21 protein-coding genes are annotated in these 20318 nt (G+C 63.6%); 4 read left to right on the top strand and 17 right to left on the bottom strand.

The genetic code is table 11. The annotated features are described in order from the left end of the window. Window positions 1-80: 80 nt before the first annotated feature. Together M3I54_RS09585 and M3I54_RS09590 are read right to left on the bottom strand one after the other, a co-directional pair. Window positions 81-1532 (bottom strand): aldehyde dehydrogenase, encoded by a 1452-nt coding sequence (locus tag M3I54_RS09585; protein WP_254335103.1) that lies wholly within the window; start codon window positions 1530-1532, stop codon window positions 81-83. A gap of 35 nt (window positions 1533-1567) precedes the next feature. Further along, the gene (locus M3I54_RS09590) at window positions 1568-2395 is read right to left on the bottom strand and encodes a p-hydroxycinnamoyl CoA hydratase/lyase (protein ID WP_254335105.1); all 828 of its coding nucleotides are present in this window, start codon (window positions 2393-2395) and stop codon (window positions 1568-1570) included. Window positions 2396-2506: 111 nt separating this feature from the next. On the opposite strand from M3I54_RS09590, the gene M3I54_RS09595 reads away from it, so the two are divergent. Beyond that, window positions 2507-3004 (top strand): MarR family winged helix-turn-helix transcriptional regulator, encoded by a 498-nt coding sequence (locus M3I54_RS09595; RefSeq protein ID WP_254335107.1) that lies wholly within the window; start codon window positions 2507-2509, stop codon window positions 3002-3004. A gap of 38 nt (window positions 3005-3042) precedes the next feature. Next, complete coding sequence (locus tag M3I54_RS09600; protein WP_254335108.1) at window positions 3043-3927, top strand: amidohydrolase family protein; 885 nt, start codon at window positions 3043-3045, stop codon at window positions 3925-3927. A gap of 24 nt (window positions 3928-3951) precedes the next feature. On the opposite strand, the gene M3I54_RS09605 is transcribed toward M3I54_RS09600, so the two are convergent. The 11 genes from M3I54_RS09605 to M3I54_RS09655 all read right to left on the bottom strand — a co-directional run bounded on the left by M3I54_RS09605 (window position 3952) and on the right by M3I54_RS09655 (window position 16272). Beyond that, window positions 3952-5100 (bottom strand): GGDEF domain-containing protein, encoded by a 1149-nt coding sequence (locus M3I54_RS09605; protein ID WP_254335109.1) that lies wholly within the window; start codon window positions 5098-5100, stop codon window positions 3952-3954. A gap of 298 nt (window positions 5101-5398) precedes the next feature. Further along, complete coding sequence (locus M3I54_RS09610; RefSeq protein ID WP_254335110.1) at window positions 5399-5971, bottom strand: RNA polymerase sigma factor; 573 nt, start codon at window positions 5969-5971, stop codon at window positions 5399-5401. Window positions 5972-5998: 27 nt separating this feature from the next. Then, the gene (locus M3I54_RS09615) at window positions 5999-6775 is read right to left on the bottom strand and encodes an SDR family NAD(P)-dependent oxidoreductase (protein ID WP_254335111.1); all 777 of its coding nucleotides are present in this window, start codon (window positions 6773-6775) and stop codon (window positions 5999-6001) included. Window positions 6776-6935: 160 nt separating this feature from the next. Beyond that, window positions 6936-7562 (bottom strand): hypothetical protein, encoded by a 627-nt coding sequence (locus tag M3I54_RS09620; protein WP_254335116.1) that lies wholly within the window; start codon window positions 7560-7562, stop codon window positions 6936-6938. Between the two features lie 185 nt (window positions 7563-7747). After that, complete coding sequence (locus tag M3I54_RS09625; RefSeq protein ID WP_254335119.1) at window positions 7748-8632, bottom strand: SMP-30/gluconolactonase/LRE family protein; 885 nt, start codon at window positions 8630-8632, stop codon at window positions 7748-7750. Beyond that, the gene (locus M3I54_RS09630) at window positions 8629-9396 is read right to left on the bottom strand and encodes an SDR family NAD(P)-dependent oxidoreductase (RefSeq protein ID WP_254335120.1); all 768 of its coding nucleotides are present in this window, start codon (window positions 9394-9396) and stop codon (window positions 8629-8631) included. Before M3I54_RS09630 ends, M3I54_RS09625 begins: the two co-directional genes overlap by 4 nt. A gap of 88 nt (window positions 9397-9484) precedes the next feature. Then, the gene (locus M3I54_RS09635) at window positions 9485-11893 is read right to left on the bottom strand and encodes a glycoside hydrolase family 3 N-terminal domain-containing protein (protein ID WP_254335121.1); all 2409 of its coding nucleotides are present in this window, start codon (window positions 11891-11893) and stop codon (window positions 9485-9487) included. 106 nt (window positions 11894-11999) lie between these two features. Continuing rightward, window positions 12000-13130: an ABC transporter ATP-binding protein gene (locus M3I54_RS09640; RefSeq protein ID WP_254335123.1), complete on the bottom strand. Its 1131-nt coding sequence runs from the start codon at window positions 13128-13130 to the stop codon at window positions 12000-12002. Window positions 13131-13164: 34 nt separating this feature from the next. Continuing rightward, on the bottom strand, window positions 13165-13995 hold the full coding sequence (locus M3I54_RS09645) for a carbohydrate ABC transporter permease (RefSeq protein ID WP_254335124.1): 831 nt from the start codon (window positions 13993-13995) through the stop codon (window positions 13165-13167). A 3-nt stretch (window positions 13996-13998) separates the two neighbouring features. Beyond that, entirely contained in the window at window positions 13999-14916 is a 918-nt protein-coding gene (locus M3I54_RS09650) for a carbohydrate ABC transporter permease (protein ID WP_254335125.1), read from the bottom strand. 60 nt (window positions 14917-14976) lie between these two features. After that, window positions 14977-16272 (bottom strand): extracellular solute-binding protein, encoded by a 1296-nt coding sequence (locus M3I54_RS09655; protein ID WP_254335126.1) that lies wholly within the window; start codon window positions 16270-16272, stop codon window positions 14977-14979. Between the two features lie 312 nt (window positions 16273-16584). Between M3I54_RS09655 and M3I54_RS09660 the strand changes: the two genes are divergently transcribed. Continuing rightward, the gene (locus M3I54_RS09660; protein WP_254335127.1) at window positions 16585-17634 is read left to right on the top strand and encodes a LacI family DNA-binding transcriptional regulator; all 1050 of its coding nucleotides are present in this window, start codon (window positions 16585-16587) and stop codon (window positions 17632-17634) included. Here M3I54_RS09660 and M3I54_RS09665 read toward each other — a convergent pair. Both M3I54_RS09665 and M3I54_RS09670 read right to left on the bottom strand, forming a co-directional pair. After that, window positions 17613-18002, bottom strand: a complete 390-nt coding sequence (locus tag M3I54_RS09665) for a type II toxin-antitoxin system VapC family toxin (protein ID WP_201695153.1) — start codon at window positions 18000-18002, stop codon at window positions 17613-17615. The genes M3I54_RS09660 and M3I54_RS09665 overlap by 22 nt on opposite strands. Then, window positions 18002-18232, bottom strand: a complete 231-nt coding sequence (locus M3I54_RS09670) for a type II toxin-antitoxin system Phd/YefM family antitoxin (RefSeq protein WP_133183963.1) — start codon at window positions 18230-18232, stop codon at window positions 18002-18004. Before M3I54_RS09670 ends, M3I54_RS09665 begins: the two co-directional genes overlap by 1 nt. Between M3I54_RS09670 and M3I54_RS44820 the strand changes: the two genes are divergently transcribed. Beyond that, window positions 18231-18359, top strand: coding sequence for a hypothetical protein (locus M3I54_RS44820; RefSeq protein ID WP_302058903.1), 129 nt, complete (start codon window positions 18231-18233; stop codon window positions 18357-18359). The genes M3I54_RS09670 and M3I54_RS44820 overlap by 2 nt on opposite strands. Window positions 18360-18934: 575 nt before the next feature. Here the strand turns inward: M3I54_RS44820 and M3I54_RS09675 are convergent. Beyond that, entirely contained in the window at window positions 18935-19150 is a 216-nt protein-coding gene (locus tag M3I54_RS09675) for a hypothetical protein (RefSeq protein ID WP_254335128.1), read from the bottom strand. 29 nt (window positions 19151-19179) lie between these two features. Continuing rightward, complete coding sequence (locus tag M3I54_RS09680) at window positions 19180-20310, bottom strand: ABC transporter ATP-binding protein (protein WP_254335130.1); 1131 nt, start codon at window positions 20308-20310, stop codon at window positions 19180-19182. Window positions 20311-20318 lie beyond the last annotated feature (8 nt).

A 20318-nucleotide genomic window follows, 5' to 3' on the forward strand; every position in this document is an offset into this window, starting at 1 on the left:
GTCTCCTTTGCTTGGCCGATGCCGGGCTGCGCGGTGTGTCGGCGCAGTCGGCCCGGTAGTTCATGTCGTGATGGGCGCGTTCAGATCGGATAGTGGCGCGGGCCGGTCTGCACGGTAATCCAGCGCAGGTCCGTGAATTCGGCGATCGAAGCCTTGCTGCCGAAGCGGCCATAGCCACTCGCCTTCACGCCGCCGAACGGCATTTGCGCTTCGTCGTGCACCGTCGGCCCGTTGATATGGCAGATGCCCGATTCGATACGCCTGGCGACGTTCATCGCGCGCGCGATATCGCGGCTGAACACCGCCGCCGAAAGACCGTATTCGCTGTCGTTGGCAACCTTCACCGCTTCTTCGTCGCCGTCCACACGCTGCACCGTCACCACAGGGCCGAACGATTCGTCGGCGTAGAGCTTCATCTCGCGCGTGACGTTTTCGACGATCACGGGCTGCATGATCGCGCCGTTTACCTCGCAGCCCAGCGGCAGGTTCGCACCCTTCTCGCGCGCGTCCTCCACGAGCGCGCGTATGCGCCGCGCCGATGCTTCGCTCTCCAGAGTACCTAGCACCGAGCCCGGCTGCGTGGGGTCGCCGGCCTTCAGCGTGCGAGCCTTCGCAACGAGCTTTTCGACGAACGCATCGGCAATCTTGTGATCGACGATCACGCGTTCAGTCGACATGCAGATTTGCCCCTGGTTGAAGAATGCGCCGAATGCGATGCCTTCCACCGCTGCGTCGAGATCGGCGTCGTCGAGCACGAGCACGGGAGCCTTGCCGCCCAGTTCGAGCAACGCCGGCATCAGACGCCGTGCGCAATGCTCCGCGACGACGCGGCCCACGCGCGTCGAGCCCGTGAAATTCACGCGCTTGACGGCGGGGTTGGCGATCAGGCGCTCGACAATGGCCGGTGCATCTTCCGGCGCATGGGTGAGCACGTTGACGACGCCCTCGCCCAGACCCGCCTCGTTGAGCACTTCGCCGATCAGCGCATGCACGCCGGGACACCCTTCGGAAGCCTTCAATACCACCGTATTGCCGCACGCGAGCGGCATGGCGAGCGCACGCGTGGCAAGAATCACCGGTGCGTTCCATGGCGCCATGCCGAGCACGACGCCGCACGGCTGGCGCACGGCCATCGCGAGGCTGCCGGGCACGTCGGAAGGGATCACCGCGCCGTCGATCTGCGTGGTCATGGCAGCCGCTTCGCGCAGCATGTTGGCGGCGAGCATCACATTGAAGCCGTACCAGTTCGCCATCGCGCCCGTTTCCGCCGCGCCGATGGCGATGAAATCCGTTGTGCGCGCATCCATATGGTCGGCGGCGGCGAGCAGGCGCTTGCGGCGCTCCGTGGGCGTGAGCGCGGCCCACGCCGGAAAGGCGTGCGCGGCCGCGGCAACGGCCGCGTCCGCATCTTCCAGCGTGGCGGCTGCCGCGCGCGTGGCCACCGCGCGCGTGGCCGGATTGATGCGCTCGAAGGTCTTGCCGTTCGACGCGGCGCGCGCCGCGCCGCCGATCAAGAGGCGGGTTTCATGCATGTCGTTGTCTCCTCTGTCTGGTGCGACGCTATCGATTAGCGCTTGTATGCCTGCAGGCCCGGCTTGATGCTCTTGTCGTCGAGGAACTGCTTGAGGCCCTGCTCGCGGCCGCCTTCCTTATCGCGATGGTTGGCCTGGTCGAGCTTCGCGTAGAGATAGTCCTCGTTCTGCTCCCACGTCAGTTCGCGCGAACGCTTGAAACCATGCTTCGCGTTGCGCAGCACGACCGGGTTCTTGTCGAGCAGTTTCGCGGCGAGCGCGAGCGTTTCCTCGCGCAATTGCGCGAGCGGTACGCTCTTGTTGACGAGCCCCATTTTCGCGGCCTGCTGGCCCGTGAACGTATCGCCCGTCATGATGTAGTAAAGCGCCTCGCGGTGGCCCACGGTATCCGCCATCGCCTTGCTCACGAGGTTGCCCGGCGGAATGCCCCAGTTGATTTCCGAAAGACCGAACGTGGCTTCGTCCGCGGCAATCGCGAGATCGCACGCCACGAGCGGCGAGAAGCCGCCGCCGAAACACCAGCCGTTCACCATCGCGATGGTCGGCTTCGAATACATGCGCAGCAGTTGCCATTGCCAGCGGCTTGCGTCGCGGCGAATGCGCTCCTGCAGCACGTCGGGTCCCGCATCGACTTCGCGGAAGTATTCCTTCAGGTCCATGCCGGCCGTCCACGCCGAACCTTCGCCGGTCAGCACGAGCACTTGCGCCTCGGCGTCGAGCTCGAGCGTTTCGAGCACGTCGATCATCTCCTTGTTGAGCGTCGGGCTCATGGCGTTGCGCTTGTCGGGCCGGTTCAACGTCACCCAGGCGATGCCACCCGCAACCGCAACCTTGACCGTTTTCCAGCGACCTTCGTAGCTCATTCTCTATCTCCGTAGACACTGCCGCACTCGCGGCTTGAAATCAATTTACTATCAGGCTACCTGATATGTAAAGTAGAATATGATCTCGTCGGTACAAACCCGTAAAACGCGATGACCCAGAAAACCTCCCCCGCCGCGCCGCGCGCCCGAGTCGCGCAGCAGTCCGCCGAGGGCGGCCCGCACACCGTGCCGCCCATGCGCCTGAGCTACCTGATCGGCCAGCTCGACCGCGTCGTTTCCCGCCGCCTGACCGAAGCGCTCGCGCGCCACGGGCTCACGCTGCCGCAATACACCGCGCTTTCCGTGCTGCGCGCGCGCGGCCGCTCGTCCAATGCGCAACTCGCGGAGCGCTCGTTCATCACGCCGCAGGCAGCCAACGAAGTCGTGAAGACGATGGAGGCGAACGGCTGGGTCATGCGCGAAGCCGACCCGATGAACCGCCGAGTGGTGCTGCTTTCGCTCACTGAAGCCGGCAACGCGCTGCTGGGCGAATGCGACACCGCGGCCGATCACGTGGAAGGCGCGATGCTCGACGATATGGATGCCGAAACAGCCGGAAAACTCCACGCGCTGCTGCATGCCTGCGTGCGCAATCTGCGCGCCGCTTGAGCGGGCACGCAGCGCATAACAAGAAGGAGGAGACACCCTTGAACATCGACCAGCTCGTTGCCATCGACACGCACGTCCACGCCGAAGTGTCGTGCTGCCAGCAGCCCGACCTCTTCGCGAAGGAATTCGACGAGGCCGCCGACAAGTATTTCGGCACCGTGCTAAAGCTTGGCCGCCGCCCGACGATTCCGGAAACGATCGAGCACTACCGCGAGCGCAACATCGGCTTCGTGATGTTCACGGTGGATTGCGAGGCAAATATCGGGCGGCGCCGCATCGACAACGAAGAGATCGCCGCGTTCGCGCAGCAAAACGCCGACATCATGATCGCGTTCGCCAGCATCGACCCGCACAAGGGCAAGTTCGGCGCGCGCGAGGCGCGGCGGCTGATCGAGGAGCATGGCGTGCGCGGCTTCAAGTTTCACCCCACCATGCAGGGCTTTTTCGCCAACGACCGGCTGGCTTACCCGCTATACGAAGTGATTGCCGAATATGGCCTGCCCGCGGTGTTTCATAGCGGCCACTCGGGGATGGGTTCCGGCATGCGCGGCGGCGGCGGGTTGCGTCTGAAGTATTCGGAGCCGATCTATCTCGACGATGTGGCCGCCGATTTCCCCGACATGAAGATCGTGATCGCGCATCCCTCCTGGCCGTGGCAGGAGCAGGCGCTTTCCATCGCGCTGCACAAGCCCAACGTTTATATCGACCTGTCGGGCTGGTCGCCGAAATACTTCTCGCCGGAACTGGTGAAGTACGCGAATACGCTCTTGCGCGAGCGGGTGCTGTTCGCTTCCGACTTTCCCTTGATCCGTCCGGATCGCTGGCTCGCGGATTTCGATACGCTCGACATCAAGCCGGAAGTGCGCCCGTTGATCCTCAAGGAGAATGCCGTACGGCTGCTGGATCTCGCCGCGAAAACCTGAAGAAAGCGGCACGCCTGGCGAGGATCACGCAGGTCTTTCGACCGCCGGGACGTGTTCGCCCGGCGCCTTCTCGCGCTTGACGGCGTACATCGCGAGATCGGCGCGGCGCAAGACCTGATCGACGTCCAGGTCGTCCGCCGCGACCATCGTGAAGCCCACGCTCGCCCCAACGCTCACCAGCAGCCCCGGCGCAAGCTCGAACGGCCGCTCGATCGCTTCGGTCACGAGGCTGGCCCATTCGCGCGGCGCCCGGTCCACCTGAGGATCGACGATGACGAATTCGTCGCCGCCCATGCGGGCCACCCATGCGCCCGTGCTGGCAAGCATGCGCAGACGGCTCGCGACCTGCACGAGCAGCATGTCGCCGGCCTTGTGGCCGTGCGCGTCGTTGACCGACTTAAAACCGTCGAGATCGACGAAGAACACTGTCATGCCCGCCTTGATGGGCGAGGCGCTCGCGGGTCCGGCCGCGCTGAACAGGCCATCGCGGTTCAGGAGTCCCGTGAGGGCGTCATGGCGCGCGCGATGGCTGTTTTCCCGTTCGGCCTTCATCGTCGAGATGAGCATGGCGTTCAGGTGGCGCGCGGCGGCGCTCATGGCGAACAGATAGAAGGGAATTTGCAGGAGCGAGAGCAAGAGAACCGGCTCGCCGCCCAGCAGCGCGCCAATGCAGCACGGGCCGAGCGAAAGGCAGATCATGACCGCCACCAGTCGCGGCGCCGCAAAATTGCGGAAGCAGATCCCGCCCACCATGGCTGCGGCGGAGAGAAAGGCGAGCGTAGCGGATACCCAGTCGCGGCTCATGGCGCTGACGAGCGCGCCATAGCCGACCGTCGCGCCCCACAACGGCGCGAGAAGAATATAAAAGTCGGTAGGCGTGCTCTTGCCTTCCCTTGCGCGGCGGCGCGACAGGGTGAGCGTGGCGAGGCGCACCACGCAGACGACGATTTCGGCGATGAGCCAAAACTTGAACGGCAACGTCCCGTGCCGGCGAGCGAGCACCCACGCCACGGCGACGGTATTGGATACGCCGCCGAAGAAGATCGGCAACGTTCCGAACAGGGTGCCGACAAGGGCGACACGTATTTCGTGCGGCGTGTCCTGTCCGGGTTCGGTCAACCAACGGGCCAGCTTGCCGCGCGGCAAAGAGTAGATTTCGTTGCGGGAGCTCACATGCGTCACCGTCGGTCGTACCGCGCGCCAGACGGTTTCGCGTCTCGCGCCCTGTAAAGTCCGGGTCGTACGGCCGTGCGAGAGCAACGGGCGCCGCCGCCCCAATGCGATAACGGCAGGCTGTAAGGAAAACTTTAGGCAGGCGACGGGTGGGAAGTCATTGGTTGCGCTAGCAACCAATCGACGATATTGGCGTGCGCTTTGTGCGATTCACATCAAGCGAAGCACGATTCTTTGGAGGAGCGCTTGCAGGTCGCGTCGCGTGTCCGATCGCAACGCACCGTTTTTTAGGGCCGGGTTAGAGCGTTCGCAACGCCGCGCCATCGAGCACATAACGTGCAAACAGAAAATCGCGAATGCCGGTGACCGCATCGCCGCCAAAATCGAGCGCCACGAAATACGCCGGGCCGCCAGCCGGATCGTTGCGGTCGAACACCACCATGACGGGCCGCCCATCCACCCATGCCGCTTCGAAGCGCCACTGCTCGGCAAGTTTCACCGCGCAACGCTGGGGCGGCGCAAGACGCATGAATGTATGCAAACTCGCTGCCGCGATCTCGCGATCCTGCTCCACGTCGCCCGGAGCCGCGATGGTCTCGTCGATCTCCAGCAGTTGAGCCGTGCCATGGCGCGCGTGCCGGCGCAGGAAATCCATCGCGGCGTTATGCGCGATGCGGAAAAGCCACGCCTCCACATTCGCAATCCCGCCGGCGGTGGAACGCGCTTCATAGGCGTTGAGCAGCGTGTCCTGCACCACGTCCTCGCCGTCAATGACCGAACCCGTCATCCTCGCGCAATAGCGGTGCAGTCTTGGCCGCAGGGTGCCAAGCAGACTTTCGAAGGCTTCGAGGTTCGTGGGCATGCCCGGCATGAAAGCGCTCCTGGTCGTTGGTGGCGGCTAAGCGTCCAGCGGTGCGATCGGGGTATCGCGCCGGAACCCGTAGGCTACGCCATCGGCGTAGCGCGGATCGGTCAGGAGCGTGGCGACGTCCTCGCCATATTGTTCCGGCCGAAGTGGCGCGCCGTAGCGCGCCAGATGATCTTCGACGGTCGTGCCCGCCCGCCCGGCGTATGCCGCCGCCACCGCGCGCCCGAGGCCGGTGACGCCCACGAGTTGAAGCGGCAACAACACCTGGAAAAGCAGGCCGAGTTCGCGTGTGCGCGCAACGCTATTCGCGTTGTGCGCCATCAGCCAGATCATGCGCTTGGCGCCCACATAGCCGCCCGAAAGGCGCATCGCCTCAGCGCGGATGGCCGGCAACGAAAGCACCAGCGCCGCGCCGCTCGAAGCGAGCAGCACGCGGCCGCCTTTGGGCATCGGCGCCTTCAATGCGGCCTGGACACCGTGAAGCGTGGCTTTGACGTCGTTGTTCCACACGATGGAGTAGCTTTCGAAGGTCTGTTCTTCGATCGACCCCATCCACGGCGTCGCCCCGGCATTGAGTACGAGCACCTTGGGGCGCAGGTCCGCGACGAGGCGGTCCATTAACGCCGCGTCCGTCGCGTCGCCTTGTATGCCTTTCGCGCCCAACTGCTCGACAGCGGCGAGGCTCTGGCTATCTCGCGCCAGAACGGTCACTTTCGCTTGCCTTCGAAGCAACGCCTCCACCATGGCAAGCCCCAATCCCCGGCTTCCCCCGGTAATCAGCACCGTTTGATCTTGAATCGTCTCCATCCTGCCCTCCTGTCTGGTCGAAGCCGTCGCGCTCTGCGACCGGCATGCTAGAGACGGATGGGGATGTGAAAACGGATCGGTACGCTCAAAAAATCTTCGAGTCCGGGGAACGATCGATACCGGAAACGCGCGCGAAAGCGGGCGTCCCGCAGCGAAGCCGCTAACGGGCGACGATGACCGTCATCTCGGATTCGTACTTGATCCGCACGTGGCTATGGTGCTTGAGGTTCTGCATCACCTCGATCAGGTCCGGGCGGCTAACCCGAATGGAACGGGCAGTGCCGGACTTGTCCACGACGGTCAAGAGGTTGAGCTTGCGGTCGACGCCAGTGACTTGCGCCACGCCGCTGAAGACCCGGAGCACCTGGAAGTTTTCCTGGTCGGCGCCGGAGGAATGCTGGGTCACCTTTGCCGTGTGGTTCAGGCGCGTGACCGCCGCGCCCTCGGCGGGCGTCAATTCGGTGACGTACGGCTCCATATAGTGGGTTGTCAGCTTGTCGCCAACTTTGACGACATTGAGCACGTCGCGATGATCTTTCACACTGAAGCTCAGGTCGTCGCGACCCGGCACGGTCACGACGATGAGTGCATTCTTCTGATCGATCAAACTGATGGTGCCGCTTTCCGTGTCGACGGATGCCCCGGCTGGCACGGCTTCCGAGGCGGCGGAGGCGTCCTGGTCAGCCGCGCGGCATATGGGCGCCGAGGCGGCAAAGAAGCCGCAGGCCGCGACCGAGAGCGCGAGGCAGCGCGCGAACGCAATGCACGTATTCGACCGATAGAGCATGGTAGTCCCCTTGAAACGATCAGGTGCCACGCTTGTTGCGCCGGTCTGGGACCATGGCGTGTGCTCTCCGAGCCTAACACTGCAGGACGCCCCGACCATCGGACTTTGGTCGTATAGGGTCCTATGCGGCCGATACGGTCGGAACAGCCGCGCGTCGCGCTTGCCGTCCCGTCGATCAAGGCTGCTTAACGCGCGAAGGCCGCTGCGCAGCGTGCCGGTGCCTGCCCCGGCACTGGCGAGCGAAACGAGAACAAGCCGCCCGCTAGCGGCTGTTTCTCGCGCTCGGCTGCCGTGAGTCCCTTCCACGCGGTGGAAACGTAAGCGGTCTTCAGATCGTCCCCGCCGAACGCGAGCTTCGTGATGTTCGCGCACGGAAACGCGATCCGACCGGCCAGTTCACCCTCAGGCGAATAGCGGTCGATGCGCCAGCCACCGAATAGGGCGACCCACACGTAGCCCTCGGCGTCCACCGCCATGCCGTCCGGGTGCCCGTCGCCGGATATTGCAGTGAAGACGCGCTTGCGCGACAGCGCGCCGTCAATCGCTACGTCGAACGCATACACGACGCGACGCATCGTGTCGTTGTGATAGAGCGTGCGGCCGTCCGGACTCATGGCCGGGCCGTTGGTAATCACGTAGCCGCTGTCCTGTACGCTCAACACCCCGCCTGCGTCCACGCGATACAGCGTGCCGCTCGGCGCTTGCTCGCCATCGTCCATCGAACCGAACCACAGGCGTCCTCGCGCGTCGGCGAAACCGTCGTTGAGGCGATTGCCCGGCAAATGCGGCTCGACATCCATCAGCTTGTCGAATTCCCCGCTCACGGCGTCGAAACGATACAGGCCGTCAGGCAGGCCGCACACGAAAACCCGATCGCCGAGCGGCGCGATAAAGCCGACCTGGTCGGGCGCGTACCACGTCGTGCGCTCACCGGTCGCGACCACCAGGCGATGAATCCGGCGGCCCTTGATATCGACGAAATAGACCGCGTTTTCCGCGGCCTGCCACAGCGGCCCTTCGGCAAGCTCTGCGCCGATCGGCCATACGCACACGGGAACCGGCATCGTCATTCTCCGTACCATCCCGCGTCGACGAAGTAATCGCGCCCGGAGCAGCGCGAGGCGTCGTCGGATGCGAGGAACAAGGCCATGCGCGCGACGTGCTCGGGCTCGATGCGCAGTGGCAGACACTGACCCGCGACGACCTTCGCCTCGCTCTCCGGCGTTTGCCACAGGTTCATCTGCCGCGGCGTTTTCACGGCGCCCGGGATGATGCAGTTCACGCGAATGCCCGCGGCGCCCAGATCGCGCGCGAGGCCACGCGTCAGACCTTCAATGCCGGCCTTCGCGGTCAGGTAGATCGGCAGGTTCGGCAAGGCGACGTGCCACGACACCGAACCGAAGTTCAGAATCACGCCGCGCCCCGTCTGGCGCATGCCCCTCGCGGCGGCCTGCGCGCAGAAGAACTGGTGGCGCAGGTTCACGGCGATACGCTGGTCCCAGTAGCTCGCGGTCAGCTCGCCAATATCATGGCGGTCGTCGTTGCCCGCGTTGTTCACGAGCACGTCGATCGGGCCGGCGACATCGACAATCGACGCGAACACGCTTTCGATCGCCTCCACGCTGCACAGGTCGCAGCGCTTGAACAACGGCAGATGCTTCGCATGACGAAGCGTTTCTTGAAGAGCGAGCGAATCGTGTTCGGCCACGTCGAGGAAGAACACGCGCGCGCCCTGCTGCGCGAATGCCTCGACGACCGCGGCGCCAATCCCGCTACCGCCGCCGGTGATAACGACGGTTTTGTCCGCCAGGCTCGGATAGATTGCGTACGACATCAGATATTCCAGTGTTGACTTGTCAGAACCCAAACAGGGCGGCGAGCCGCAGATAGCTCGCCGCCCTGACCTGCCGCATGTCTTGCCCTTACGATACGACGTCGACCGCGCTCAGCATGCGCCAGTCGCGCGGGAGCGTCCGCGTTGCATTGCCCACCACCGTGACCGTGCCGCTCAGATGGATGTCGCGGCTCGAACTGCCCACCATCAGATCGAACTTGCCCGGCTCGACAATGCGCTCGCCGCGTGCGTCGGTGAAATTGAACATATCGACGGGCAGCTTCACGCGCACGCGAGTCCGCGCGCCTGCCGCAAGCGGCACGCGTGCAAACGCCTTGAGTTCGCGTACGGGCCGCGCCGCGGACGCGTGCTGATCGCGCACGTAAATCTGCACGATCTCCGTGCCGTCGCGCGAGCCGGTGTTTTCAACCGTGAAGCTCAGTTCGACCGTGCCGTCTTCAAGCGGGACTTCGCGTTGCGCCACCGCGAGATCGCCGTAACGGAACTGGGTGTAGCCCAGGCCGAAACCAAACGGATAACGGCTTCCAAAGTGGTAGGCGACCGGCGTGCCTGCGCTCTTGAGGCGATGGTTGTACACATACGGCACTGCCCCTGCGCTCTTCGGCACGGAGAGCGGCAGGCGGCCGCTGAAATTGGCGCGGCCTACCAGCAGATCGGCAAGCGCCTCGGCGCCACGCTCGCCCGGCGCAAACGCCATGATCTGCGCGGCAATGCGATCTTCGAGGCCGCCCAGGTTGTACGGCCGGCCGCCCGTCATCACGACGACCGTAGGCGTGCCGCTCTCGACCACGGCCTTGAGCAATTGCAGTTGCACGCCCGGGAGTTCCAGGCTGTCCGTATCGGAGCCTTCGCCCACCGTACCGGACTGGAACAACCCCGCCAGATCGCCGACGAATACGACGGCTACGCCCGCTTTGCGCGCGGCTTCGACAGCGGCGGGAATGGCTTCGGTATCCTTGCTGATCAGGTCGTCGCGGTTGGTGTTGCCGCTCAGGTCGAGCGACACGTCGCCCGGGAAAACCGGCGCGCCCGCACGGCGTGCCTTGATGATGTCGCAACCCTTGGCATGCAGCACGCGCGCCTCGCCCAACAGCGCGCGCAGTGCACCCAGCGGTGTGGCGATCGAAGCGACCGACTGCTCGCCCGAGTTGATGAGATGCACCGGGAAGCTGTAGCCGGCGAGCAGCGCGAGCGGGTCATCGGCGGTCGGGCCGATCACCGCGATTTTCTCCGCGCCATTGGTGTTCAACGGCAGCACGCCGCCTTCATTGCGCAGCAGAACAGCCGATTCGAGCGCGACCTGATACGCCGTATCGGCCGCCGCCGTACCCTTCACATCCACGCGTTCGGGGTCCACATAGGGATTCTCGAACAGGCCAAGGCGGAATTTCGTGTGCAGCACGCGCGAAACCGCGGTGTCGATCGTCGCTTCGGTGATTTCGCCGCGATCGAGCGCTTCTTTCAGATGGACCGCGCACTCGTGTCCCGGCAACTCGACGTCGAGTCCCGAATTGAACGCGAGCGCCGCCGCCGACGCGCTGTCGTGGGCCACCGCATGATGGCTGTAGAGCAGGTCGACGGCAGCATAGTCCGCAACGACGAGCCCCTCGAAACCCCACTTCTCGCGCAGCGTATCGTGCAGCAGCGTGCGGTCCGCATGGCAGGGCACGCCGTCGATATCGTGGTACGCCGGCATGATCGAGCCGGCGTGCGCGAGCTTGACCGCCATTTCGAACGGCAGCAGAAACACGTCGTTCAACTCACGCGGCCCGACATGCACAGGCGCATGATTGCGGGCGCCTTCGCTCGCCGAGTGGCCAACGAAGTGCTTGAGCGTGGCGAGCACGTCGCGCCGCTCGCCTTGCAGACCGTTCACGTAGTGACACGCGAGCACGCCCACCAGATACGGATCTTCACCGAGCGTTTCCTCGGTGCGGCCCCAACGCGGATCGCGCGACACGTCGAGCACGGGAGCCAGGCCCTGGTGGCAGCCGATCGAGCGCGCCTGCTCGCCGATGATGCGCCCCACTTCGCCCACGAGATTCGGGTTCCACGTCGCCGCGTAGTTCAGCGGTGACGGAAACAGCGTGGCGTCCTTGATCATCAAGCCCACGAGGCATTCCTCGTGCGACATCACGGGAATGCCCAGGCGCGTGTCTTCGACCATCTTGCGCTGCAACTCGTTGAGCGCGCGCACGCCCTCTTTGGGATCGACCGTATGCGTGCCGAGCGGACGCGTGATCTGCCCAAGACCGTGTTCCAGAATCTGTTCCACCGTGAGGCTGTTGGCGCTTTGCGCGAAATCGATGGTCCGCGCCTTATGGTCGCCGTCTGCCGAAAGCTTCAGCCACGCGGCGTGAAGCTGAGCAATTTTTTCGTCGAGCGTCATGCGCGCGAGCAGGTCGGCCACGCGTTGCCCGGCCGGTGCGTCGGAGCGGCGATAAAGCGGAACCTCAGTGGTGTGTTCAAGCGACATTGCTTCACTCCCTGGTATTGCACGAGGCGGTTTTTCTCTCGCCGCCTGCTTAGTTGTGCTTTTGAAATCGGCGTTGCGCGGGCGCGCGGCGAAAGCCGCGCTCAACTTAGATGAGACGTCGCAGCGCCATATCGTGATCGTCAAATACGTGGCACGCCTCGGGTGGCAGCGCAAGGCTGACCATTTCATCGTGCGTCAACGCGCTGTCGCCTGGCACCTTTGCGATCAGTGTCGCCGCGGCCGGGCCCGTCTGAGTCGCGTGGATATAGCTGTGCTCGCCCATGTGCTCGACGAGCTTCACGCGACACGCCAGCGTCTGTTCGTTGCGCGCATCGACGGCCACACGCAGATGCTCCGGACGCACACCGAGCGTCACCTTCATGCCGGCACGCGCACGCGAGCTGTCCACGCGCGCGCGCACGCGCTCGCCGCTTAGCAGGTCGATGACCACGCCGCCATCGTCGCCACCCACCACCGTGCCCGCGAAGAAGTTCATCTTCGGCGAGCCGATGAAGCCCGCGACAAACCGGCTCTTCGGATGGTGATACAGATCGAGCGGCGCCCCCACCTGCGCGACGCTGCCGTGCCGCTCCATGTGATCGCCCGCCTGCAGGAGCACGATGCGATCGGCCAGCGCCATGGCTTCGACCTGATCATGCGTCACATACACGGCGCTCGCCTCGCTGAACTCGCGATGCAGACGCGCGATTTCGGTACGCGTCTGCACGCGCAGCGCCGCGTCGAGATTCGACAGCGGCTCGTCGAACAGGAACACGCCCGGCTCGCGCACAATCGCGCGCCCGATCGCCACGCGCTGCCGCTGGCCGCCGGAAAGCGCTGCGGGGCGGCGCTCGAGATAGGTGTCGAGTTGCAGTGCGGCAGCCGCGCTGCGCACCTTCTTGTCGATAGTGGCCTTGTCGACTTTCGCCTGACGCAGACCGAATGCCATGTTCTCGTACACGCTCATATGCGGATAGAGCGCGTAGTTCTGGAACACCATCGCGACCTTGCGCTTCGCGGGTTCGACCTCGTTCATGCGTTCACCGTCGATGCGCAGTTCGCCGTCGGTAATCGATTCGAGTCCGGCGATCATGCGCAGCAGCGTGGACTTGCCGCAGCCCGACGGCCCGAGGAACACGCAGAATTCGTTCTTGCCGACTTCGAGGTTGGCGTCGCGGATCACCGCGTTGCCGCTCGCGTAGGCCTTCTGTACGTTATTGAGGGAAATGCTTGCCATATCGTTTTGTGCGAAGTTCGGTTTGCGATGCGAATCAGCCCTTGAGCGAGCCGGCCATCATTCCCTTGATCACGCGCTCCTGACCGAATGCGTAGGCAACGATCAACGGCAACGACGTGAGCACGAGAACAGACAGCATCGAGGGTATGTTCGACGCGTATTGCCCCATGAAGTCCCAGATCGCGAGCGGCAGCGTACGGTGCTCGGACGTCGACGTGAGCATGTACGCGAAGATGAACTCGTTCCAGAGACCAATGCCGTTGAAGATCGCCACCGTGGCGAGCCCCGGTCCCGAAAGCGGGAAGAAAATACGCCAGAAAATGCGGAACGGACTGCAGCCGTCGAGCTGCGCGGCTTCTTCGAGCTCGCGCGGAATCTGCCGCATGAACTCGGTCAGGATGAAGATCGACACCGGCAAACTGAGTGCCACATAAGGCCCAAGCAGCGCGAACTGCGTATCGTAAAGGCCGAGATTACGCGTGAGCAGATAGATCGGTACCAGCGTCGCGTGCAGCGGCACGATCATGCCGGCGACCACGAGACCGAAAAGCAGCTTGTTCAGCCTGAAGCGCATGCGCGCAAACACGTAGGCCGCCATCGCGCTGATGATGACGATCAGCGCGACCGACACGCCCACCGTGAACAGGCTATTGCGGAAATACGTGAAGAACGGCCCCTTCAGCACGGCCGCGTAATTGCCCCAGTAGAGGTGATTCGGCGGCGCCCACACAGAAGTCGTGAATGTCTCTTCCTGGCTCTTGAAGCTCGACACGACCATGAAGATAAACGGGATCGTCGTGACACCCAGCCAGATCAGCGCCAGCAGAGGGATCGTCACGCGGGGGAAGCGGAATCTCTTGTTCATGGTTCAGACCTCGGTTGCATAGCGACGCGTGAAGTACATCGACACCGCCGCCACTGCGATGACGATCAGGAACATCGCCGAGCCGATGGTGCTGCCGTAGCCGAGCTGGAACGAACTGAATACCGTGCGATACATGTAAGTGGCCATCACCTCGGACGAGGCTTCGGGGCCGCCGCCGGTCATGACGAAGACGAGATCGAAGTAACGCAGCGAGCCGAGCACCGAAAGGAGCACGGCTGTGCGCACTGTGCCTTGCAGGTGCGGCAGCTTGATGCGCCAGAAGATGGTCCACTCGGAAGCGCCGTCGAGCAGCGCCGCCTCGTTGACCTCAGCCGGCATCGACGAGAGGCCGGCGAGGAACAGAATCATGTAGAAAGGCGCGTTCTGCCAGATAATCACGGCGATGGTCGCGCCCAGCGAAAAATGCGGGTCGCCTAGCCAGTCCTTCGCGAGACCATCCAGCCCGAATGCCTGCAGCGCGACGTTCAGGGGTCCGAAATTCGGATCGTAGATCTGCTTGAACAGCACGCCGATCGCCACGCTCGACATGAGCAGCGGCAGAAAATAGAGAACCTTGAGCACGCGCGAGCCACGACCGGCCTTTTCCAGCAGCACGGCGAGCGCAAGCGCGACAGGAAGCTGGATCACGATCGAGGCGAACGCGAGAATCACGTTGTTCTTGAGCGATTGCCAGAACACCGTGTCATGAGCGAGCCGCGCCCAGTTCGCGAGCCCGGTATAGTGGGCGGTATTGCCGAGGCCATTCCAGTCGAGCAGCGACAGCCGCAAGCTGGAGACGAGCGGATAAAGGAGGAACACGGCCAGCAGCAGCAGCGACGGCGCAAGAAACACGACCGTGACGAGCGTTTGCGATGAGAGCTTCAGCCGGCGTTCAGGTGTGGCGGAAAGTGCAATATTCACGAGCTTGTCTGCCGGCCGGCGTCTTGCGGCGCCAGCCGGACTTTTCCTGAGTGCTGGAGATCAACCGCCCTTCTTCGAAGCGGCTTCCATTTGCTGCGCAGCCGCCTCAGGCGTCAGCGACAGACCGAACAGCGCCTGCGTCGTGTCCTTGTGCAGTTCGCCCAACGCGGGCGGCAGGGCCTGGTCGTACCAGAGCTGCACGCTCGGCGCCGCGGCGAGCAATTGCTGCAGACGCTGCGTGAACGGATCGTCGATCTTGACGTTATTGATCGGCGGGAGCTTGTGGTCATCCGACGCGCGTGCCTGCATCGCCTGGTCGTCGGTCAGCGCCTGGATCAGCTTGAATGCGGCGTCCGGCGTCTTGCACTCGGTCGAGATGCTCAGGAAGCCATCGCCCACCGTGCCGATCAGGTCGCGCGGATCGCCCTTGCCGCCCGGCACGCTCGGGAACGGGAAGAAGTCGAGATCCTTCGAGAACGCCGGATCTTCGTTCGCGATCGTCGAAGCTTCCCAGGCGCCCATCAGTTCCATTGCGGCCTTGCCCGAGTACAGCAGACGGCGCGACGCGCCCGAGTCGTAATCGAGACCGTTGATGCCCGGCGCGAACGCGCCAGCCTTCACGAGCTCCTGAATGCGCTTGCCGGCTTCCACGAATGCCGGATCTTCGAAGCCCTTGCCCTTGCCTGCGATCGCGTTGCTCACGACTTGCGGACCACCGATACGGTCGACGAGGTACATGTAGTACATCGACCCCGTCCACTTGTTCTTGTTCGCGAGCGAGAACGCTGCCACGCCGTGCGACTTCAGCACGTCCACGACGTGCATCAGTTCATCCCACGTCTTGGGCGGCGTGATGCCGTACTTCTTGAACAATTCCTTGTTGTAGAAGATCACCGCGGCCGCCGCGTTTTCGGCCGCCACACCGTAGGTCTTGCCGCCGTACGTCGTGACGCTCCACGACGACTGCATGAAGCGGTTGCGATACGCCGGGTCCTTGTTCAGGTACGGCGTGAGGTCGACGATCTGACCGGATTTCACATACTCCTGCAGGCCGCCGCCGCCCCAGTTCTCGAACACGCACGGCGGCTGGTTCGCGCCGAACGCCACCTTCAGCTTGGTCTTGTAGGCCTCGTTCAGGACGTGCGAATTCTCGACCTTGTAGCCCGGGTCCGCCTTTTCGAAGCGATCCGAGGCGTCGCGAATGATCTTGCTCGACGACGCATTGGTCTGCTGATCCCATTCCGTGATCGTTTTGGATTCAGCCGCAACGGCGTTCGAAACTACGGCAGACAGTGAAAACAGCAGTGCCGTGGCGCCGACAATCGCCCGCGCCTTGGAGAAACCTGGGTACGCCATGTTTGTGTCCCCTCTTATGGAATTTTGAGAGCTACCTGAGTTATCTGCGGGTTTAACGTTAGCCTTAACGTTAGTGGATGTTAAGCCGAGTCACGAACTACGGCTATGCGGGATTTTCCTGGTGAGCCCCCGCCGGAGCTTGCGCCGCGCGCAAGGTTGGTGCGCTCGGCAACGGTTGAAGAAGCGCGCATCTGATAGAATAGCCAGCACATAAACGGTATCGCTAACGTGACTAGTGACTAACCCGCGGAGTAACCAGCGAGTCACGAGCGAGTCTTCGCAGACATGACCTCTCGTAAGCCCACACCACGCATGGCAAGGCAAACTCCCACGCTTGAGCACGTCGCCAAGCTGGCCGGGGTGTCGCAGATGACCGCGTCGCGCGCGCTCAACGGACGCCCGGGCGTGTCGCGCGAAACGCGCGACGAAGTGCTGAGAATCGCTTCGGACATCGGCTATGTCGTGAACCGCACCGCGCAGAAACTCTCGGGCGGCCGCAACGGCATCATCGGCATCATCACGCCCACGCTCGACACGCAGTTCTCCAGCGAACTGGTGCTCGGCGCGGGCCGCGCGGCACGCGGCGCGGGCATGGAAATGCTCGTGTACACCGTGTTCGACGAAGACCGCCATGCGCATCACGACCTGCTCGGGTTGATCCAGCAATTTTCCGACGGCATTCTCGCCATCCTGCCGCGCGAATCGCTCTGCCTCGAAGCACTCGCCACAGCCAAAGTGCCGGTGGTGGTGGTCGATCAGCGCGGCACGCTCACGGGCTTTCCTTCGGTATCGGTCGACAATTACGGGGGCGCCTGTCTCGCGGTCGAGCATCTCGCGGAACTCGGCCACAAGCGCATTGCGTTTCTCGCCGGCGACGAAACCATCGAGGGTGTGCGCGACCGCCAACGCGGCTATCGCGACACGCTCGCCAAGCTCGGCCTGCCGCGCGAAGACGCGCTGGTGGCCGCGGGCGATCTCTCGCAAATGATGGCGTTCGACGTCACATTCGACCTGCTCAACCTCTCCGATCCGCCCACCGCGATTTTCACGGCCAACGACCAGAGCGCGTTTGGCGTGATCGCCGCGGTCAGGGAAGCGGGCCTGCGCGTGCCCGACGACATTTCCGTGATCGGTTTCGACGACATTCCCATGTCCGAGCAGTTTCATCCCGCCCTCACTACGATTCGCCAGCCGTTCCAGCAAATGGCGCGCTCGGCGGTCAATACACTGCTCGCACAGATCGCCGGCATCGACGCCGCTTCGCAGCGCATCACGCTGCCCGCGGAGCTGGTGGTGCGCGACTCGACCGGACCGATGCGAGCGCGGCACCGCCGCTCGCGTCACCAGATCGTTTCGACGTAAGTCGAGGCGCGCACCTTCGCATCGGAGGTCACGAGCGCGCCGCCGTGCGTGCGGGCGGTCGCGACGATCAGCCTCTGATGCGAGGTGAGCGCGGGCGGCAGCGTCGCCGCCCGGAACGCAATTTCGGAGTCGACCGGAATCAGGCGCACACCATCCAGCTTCAGAAATGTGGAGAGCCAGCTACGGGCGTCCATGGAAAGCCCGAGGCTGCCGGCCTTCACGAACTCCGCGATTTCGAGCGCGCTGATTGCCGAAATGAGGATCTCGCCGCCATCGAGTTCACGGTCGATCGCATCGTGCGCGGCCTGACTCAGCGCTTTCTGCCTGCCGAGCCAGCACACGAGCGCAAGCGTGTCGAGCGTGATCATTACTCTTCCTGCTCGGCGGGGACCGGTGCAAGCGCGTGCTTGAGGTTGAAATGCGTAATCGACGCGCGCAGCAACTCGAGTGGATTCTCGGTCTTGCTGCGATACGGCCGGATTTCAATGGTGGGTTGTCCCCGGTCCGTCACGATGACGGTTTCCCCCAGCGTTTCGACCTGGCGGAACAGCTCGCAGGCCCGGGACTTGAAAATGGCTTTGGATACTCGCTTTTCCATGACGCTCTCCACCCATCAAAATTCTATCGGATTTTTATTGCATCGGGTCGTTGCGCTTGCAACCAAATACCTGCGCTTCGCGCCCCAATGGCTCTTTATCGGCGTTGCCCAACGGTTTGCTACCTGAATTACGCCCAGCTCCGGTGTATTCCGCACGAACGAACTGCGGGTTTTTACCGGTAACATCTTTCGCCCGAATAAGCCCCGGCGGCCCTTGCCCTTTCCTATAATCGATCTGTCGGGTGAATGCCCGTCACGCAGTCCGAGTTGCGACCGGGTGAACCGCGAGGCACGACAACAGGGTTTGTTGCTTGCCGGCGGCCAGGTGCGAATGGCGGTGTACGCCTCGCTTGCCGATACGGACGCCGCCGCAGGGAAGCGGAGCGTTGGGGGAGATGATTGCCCTTCCTGCAAACCGTCGATTAAGCAGAAACATAATAACGTTACCCTTAACGTTAATCGATGTTAAATGCACCGTTCTAGCATCGCCATGCGTGGTTTACCTGGGCTTGGCGAAATGCCGCGAGGTGCGCGTAACCCCCGCCAGAGGCCAGCCCAGCAAGGAAAGAGCGCCTGCGAGGTTCGAAACAGGGTACTGCAAGAAAGTACCGTTCCGGCTAACGTTAAATGTGCGGTAAGAAAAGTCGTAACGCCCATTCGCGACACTCGTAATCATCCCTGCCCCCCACATCGTCACACTCGCTAGTCCGGATAATCCGGAGGCAGCGGCTTCGACGAAGGCTCCGCATCGAAGTGGACGATGAACGCATGCAGCGGCTCGCGCCGCTTCTCCTGGCGGTTGCGTTGCGGCTCGCGTTCCCTGTCCGTCACGTCGTGCGTTTCGGCTGGCGTCGCGGGCTGCCCGGACGGCGCCACTGCAACGGACGCGAAATCGTCCTTCGACCCTTTGTTCGCCATCGCACTCTTCCCCTTCGCAAACCAGCACATCAAACGACGGCTTGAACGTTCTCTCCCACTTCGGGGCGCTCGAACGCCACCGCCGCCCCCTTCGCATCGAACAGCGTGACCGCGGACGAGCCCACCTTGATGCCCACGCGCGTGCCCGGCTCGTACTGCGCGTCCTTCTTGTCGAGCTTGAGCGCGATGGCGTGCGCCATGCCGTCGAGGCGCGCGTGCAGGATCGACACGTCGCCCAGATGTTCGACCAGCTCCACGCGCGCTGCGATGCCTTCGTCCGCCAAGCCGATGCTCAGGTGTTCGGCGCGCACGCCCAGGGTCAATTCGCCATTGAGTGCGCGATCGGGACGGCCCGACAACGCAATACGGTGGCTCGTACCCGCAAGCACGAGGATGGTTTGCACGCCGTTTTGCGACACGACCGTGGCGCCGAGCATGTTCATTTGCGGCGAGCCGATAAAGCCGCCGACAAAGCGGTTCGCGGGCCGGTCGTACAGATCGAGCGGCGCGCCCGTCTGTTCGATGTTCCCCTTGTTGAACACCACGATTTGCTCGCCGAGCGTCATCGCCTCGACCTGGTCGTGCGTGACGTAAATCATCGTCGTGCCGAGTTCACGGTGCAGCTTCGCAAGTTCGATACGCATCTGCACGCGCAGCGCCGCATCGAGATTCGACAGCGGCTCGTCGAACAGAAACACGCGCGGCTTGCGCACGATCGCGCGGCCAATCGCGACGCGCTGCCGCTGGCCGCCCGAGAGTGCCTTGGGCTTGCGCTCGAGCAGGTGGGTGATCTGCAGGATCTCGGCCGTACGGCCCACCACTTCGCGTACTTCGCGCTTCGACTTGCCCGAGAGCTTCAGCGAAAAGCCCATGTTCTCCGCAACCGTCATATGCGGGTAGAGCGCGTAGCTCTGGAACACCATCGACACGCCGCGATCCACAGGCTGCAGATCGTTCACGCGTACGCCGTCGATCAAAATGTCGCCGCCGCTCACTTCCTCGAGCCCGGCGATCATGCGCAGCATGGTCGACTTCCCGCAACCCGACGGCCCGACGAATACCGTGAACTGTCCGTCCGGAATATGAAGATCGATGCCCTGAATGATCTGCGGACCTTCGCCATACGTCTTCACGACGTTGCGCAATACGAGTTCGCCCATTGTTACGT

The sequence above is a fragment of the Paraburkholderia sp. CNPSo 3274 genome (assembly GCF_024206475.1).
GTDB lineage: Bacteria > Pseudomonadota > Gammaproteobacteria > Burkholderiales > Burkholderiaceae > Paraburkholderia.

What these genes read in the sequence shown, in the direction of transcription:
- M3I54_RS09585 (WP_254335103.1), bottom strand. Translation starts at nt 1,532, where the DNA reads ATGCATGAAACCCGCCTCTTGATCGGCGGCGCGGCGCGCGCCGCGTCG.
- M3I54_RS09590 (WP_254335105.1), bottom strand. Translation starts at nt 2,395, where the DNA reads ATGAGCTACGAAGGTCGCTGGAAAACGGTCAAGGTTGCGGTTGCGGGT.
- M3I54_RS09595 (WP_254335107.1), top strand. Translation starts at nt 2,507, where the DNA reads ATGACCCAGAAAACCTCCCCCGCCGCGCCGCGCGCCCGAGTCGCGCAG.
- M3I54_RS09610 (WP_254335110.1), bottom strand. Translation starts at nt 5,971, where the DNA reads ATGCCGGGCATGCCCACGAACCTCGAAGCCTTCGAAAGTCTGCTTGGC.
- M3I54_RS09615 (WP_254335111.1), bottom strand. Translation starts at nt 6,775, where the DNA reads ATGGAGACGATTCAAGATCAAACGGTGCTGATTACCGGGGGAAGCCGG.
- M3I54_RS09620 (WP_254335116.1), bottom strand. Translation starts at nt 7,562, where the DNA reads ATGCTCTATCGGTCGAATACGTGCATTGCGTTCGCGCGCTGCCTCGCG.
- M3I54_RS09625 (WP_254335119.1), bottom strand. Translation starts at nt 8,632, where the DNA reads ATGACGATGCCGGTTCCCGTGTGCGTATGGCCGATCGGCGCAGAGCTT.
- M3I54_RS09630 (WP_254335120.1), bottom strand. Translation starts at nt 9,396, where the DNA reads ATGTCGTACGCAATCTATCCGAGCCTGGCGGACAAAACCGTCGTTATC.
- M3I54_RS09635 (WP_254335121.1), bottom strand. Translation starts at nt 11,893, where the DNA reads ATGTCGCTTGAACACACCACTGAGGTTCCGCTTTATCGCCGCTCCGAC.
- M3I54_RS09640 (WP_254335123.1), bottom strand. Translation starts at nt 13,130, where the DNA reads ATGGCAAGCATTTCCCTCAATAACGTACAGAAGGCCTACGCGAGCGGC.
- M3I54_RS09645 (WP_254335124.1), bottom strand. Translation starts at nt 13,995, where the DNA reads ATGAACAAGAGATTCCGCTTCCCCCGCGTGACGATCCCTCTGCTGGCG.
- M3I54_RS09655 (WP_254335126.1), bottom strand. Translation starts at nt 16,272, where the DNA reads ATGGCGTACCCAGGTTTCTCCAAGGCGCGGGCGATTGTCGGCGCCACG.
- M3I54_RS09660 (WP_254335127.1), top strand. Translation starts at nt 16,585, where the DNA reads ATGGCAAGGCAAACTCCCACGCTTGAGCACGTCGCCAAGCTGGCCGGG.
- M3I54_RS09665 (WP_201695153.1), bottom strand. Translation starts at nt 18,002, where the DNA reads ATGATCACGCTCGACACGCTTGCGCTCGTGTGCTGGCTCGGCAGGCAG.
- M3I54_RS44820 (WP_302058903.1), top strand. Translation starts at nt 18,231, where the DNA reads ATGACGCTCTCCACCCATCAAAATTCTATCGGATTTTTATTGCATCGG.
- M3I54_RS09670 (WP_133183963.1), bottom strand. Translation starts at nt 18,232, where the DNA reads ATGGAAAAGCGAGTATCCAAAGCCATTTTCAAGTCCCGGGCCTGCGAG.
- M3I54_RS09675 (WP_254335128.1), bottom strand. Translation starts at nt 19,150, where the DNA reads ATGGCGAACAAAGGGTCGAAGGACGATTTCGCGTCCGTTGCAGTGGCG.
- M3I54_RS09680 (WP_254335130.1), bottom strand. Translation starts at nt 20,310, where the DNA reads ATGGGCGAACTCGTATTGCGCAACGTCGTGAAGACGTATGGCGAAGGT.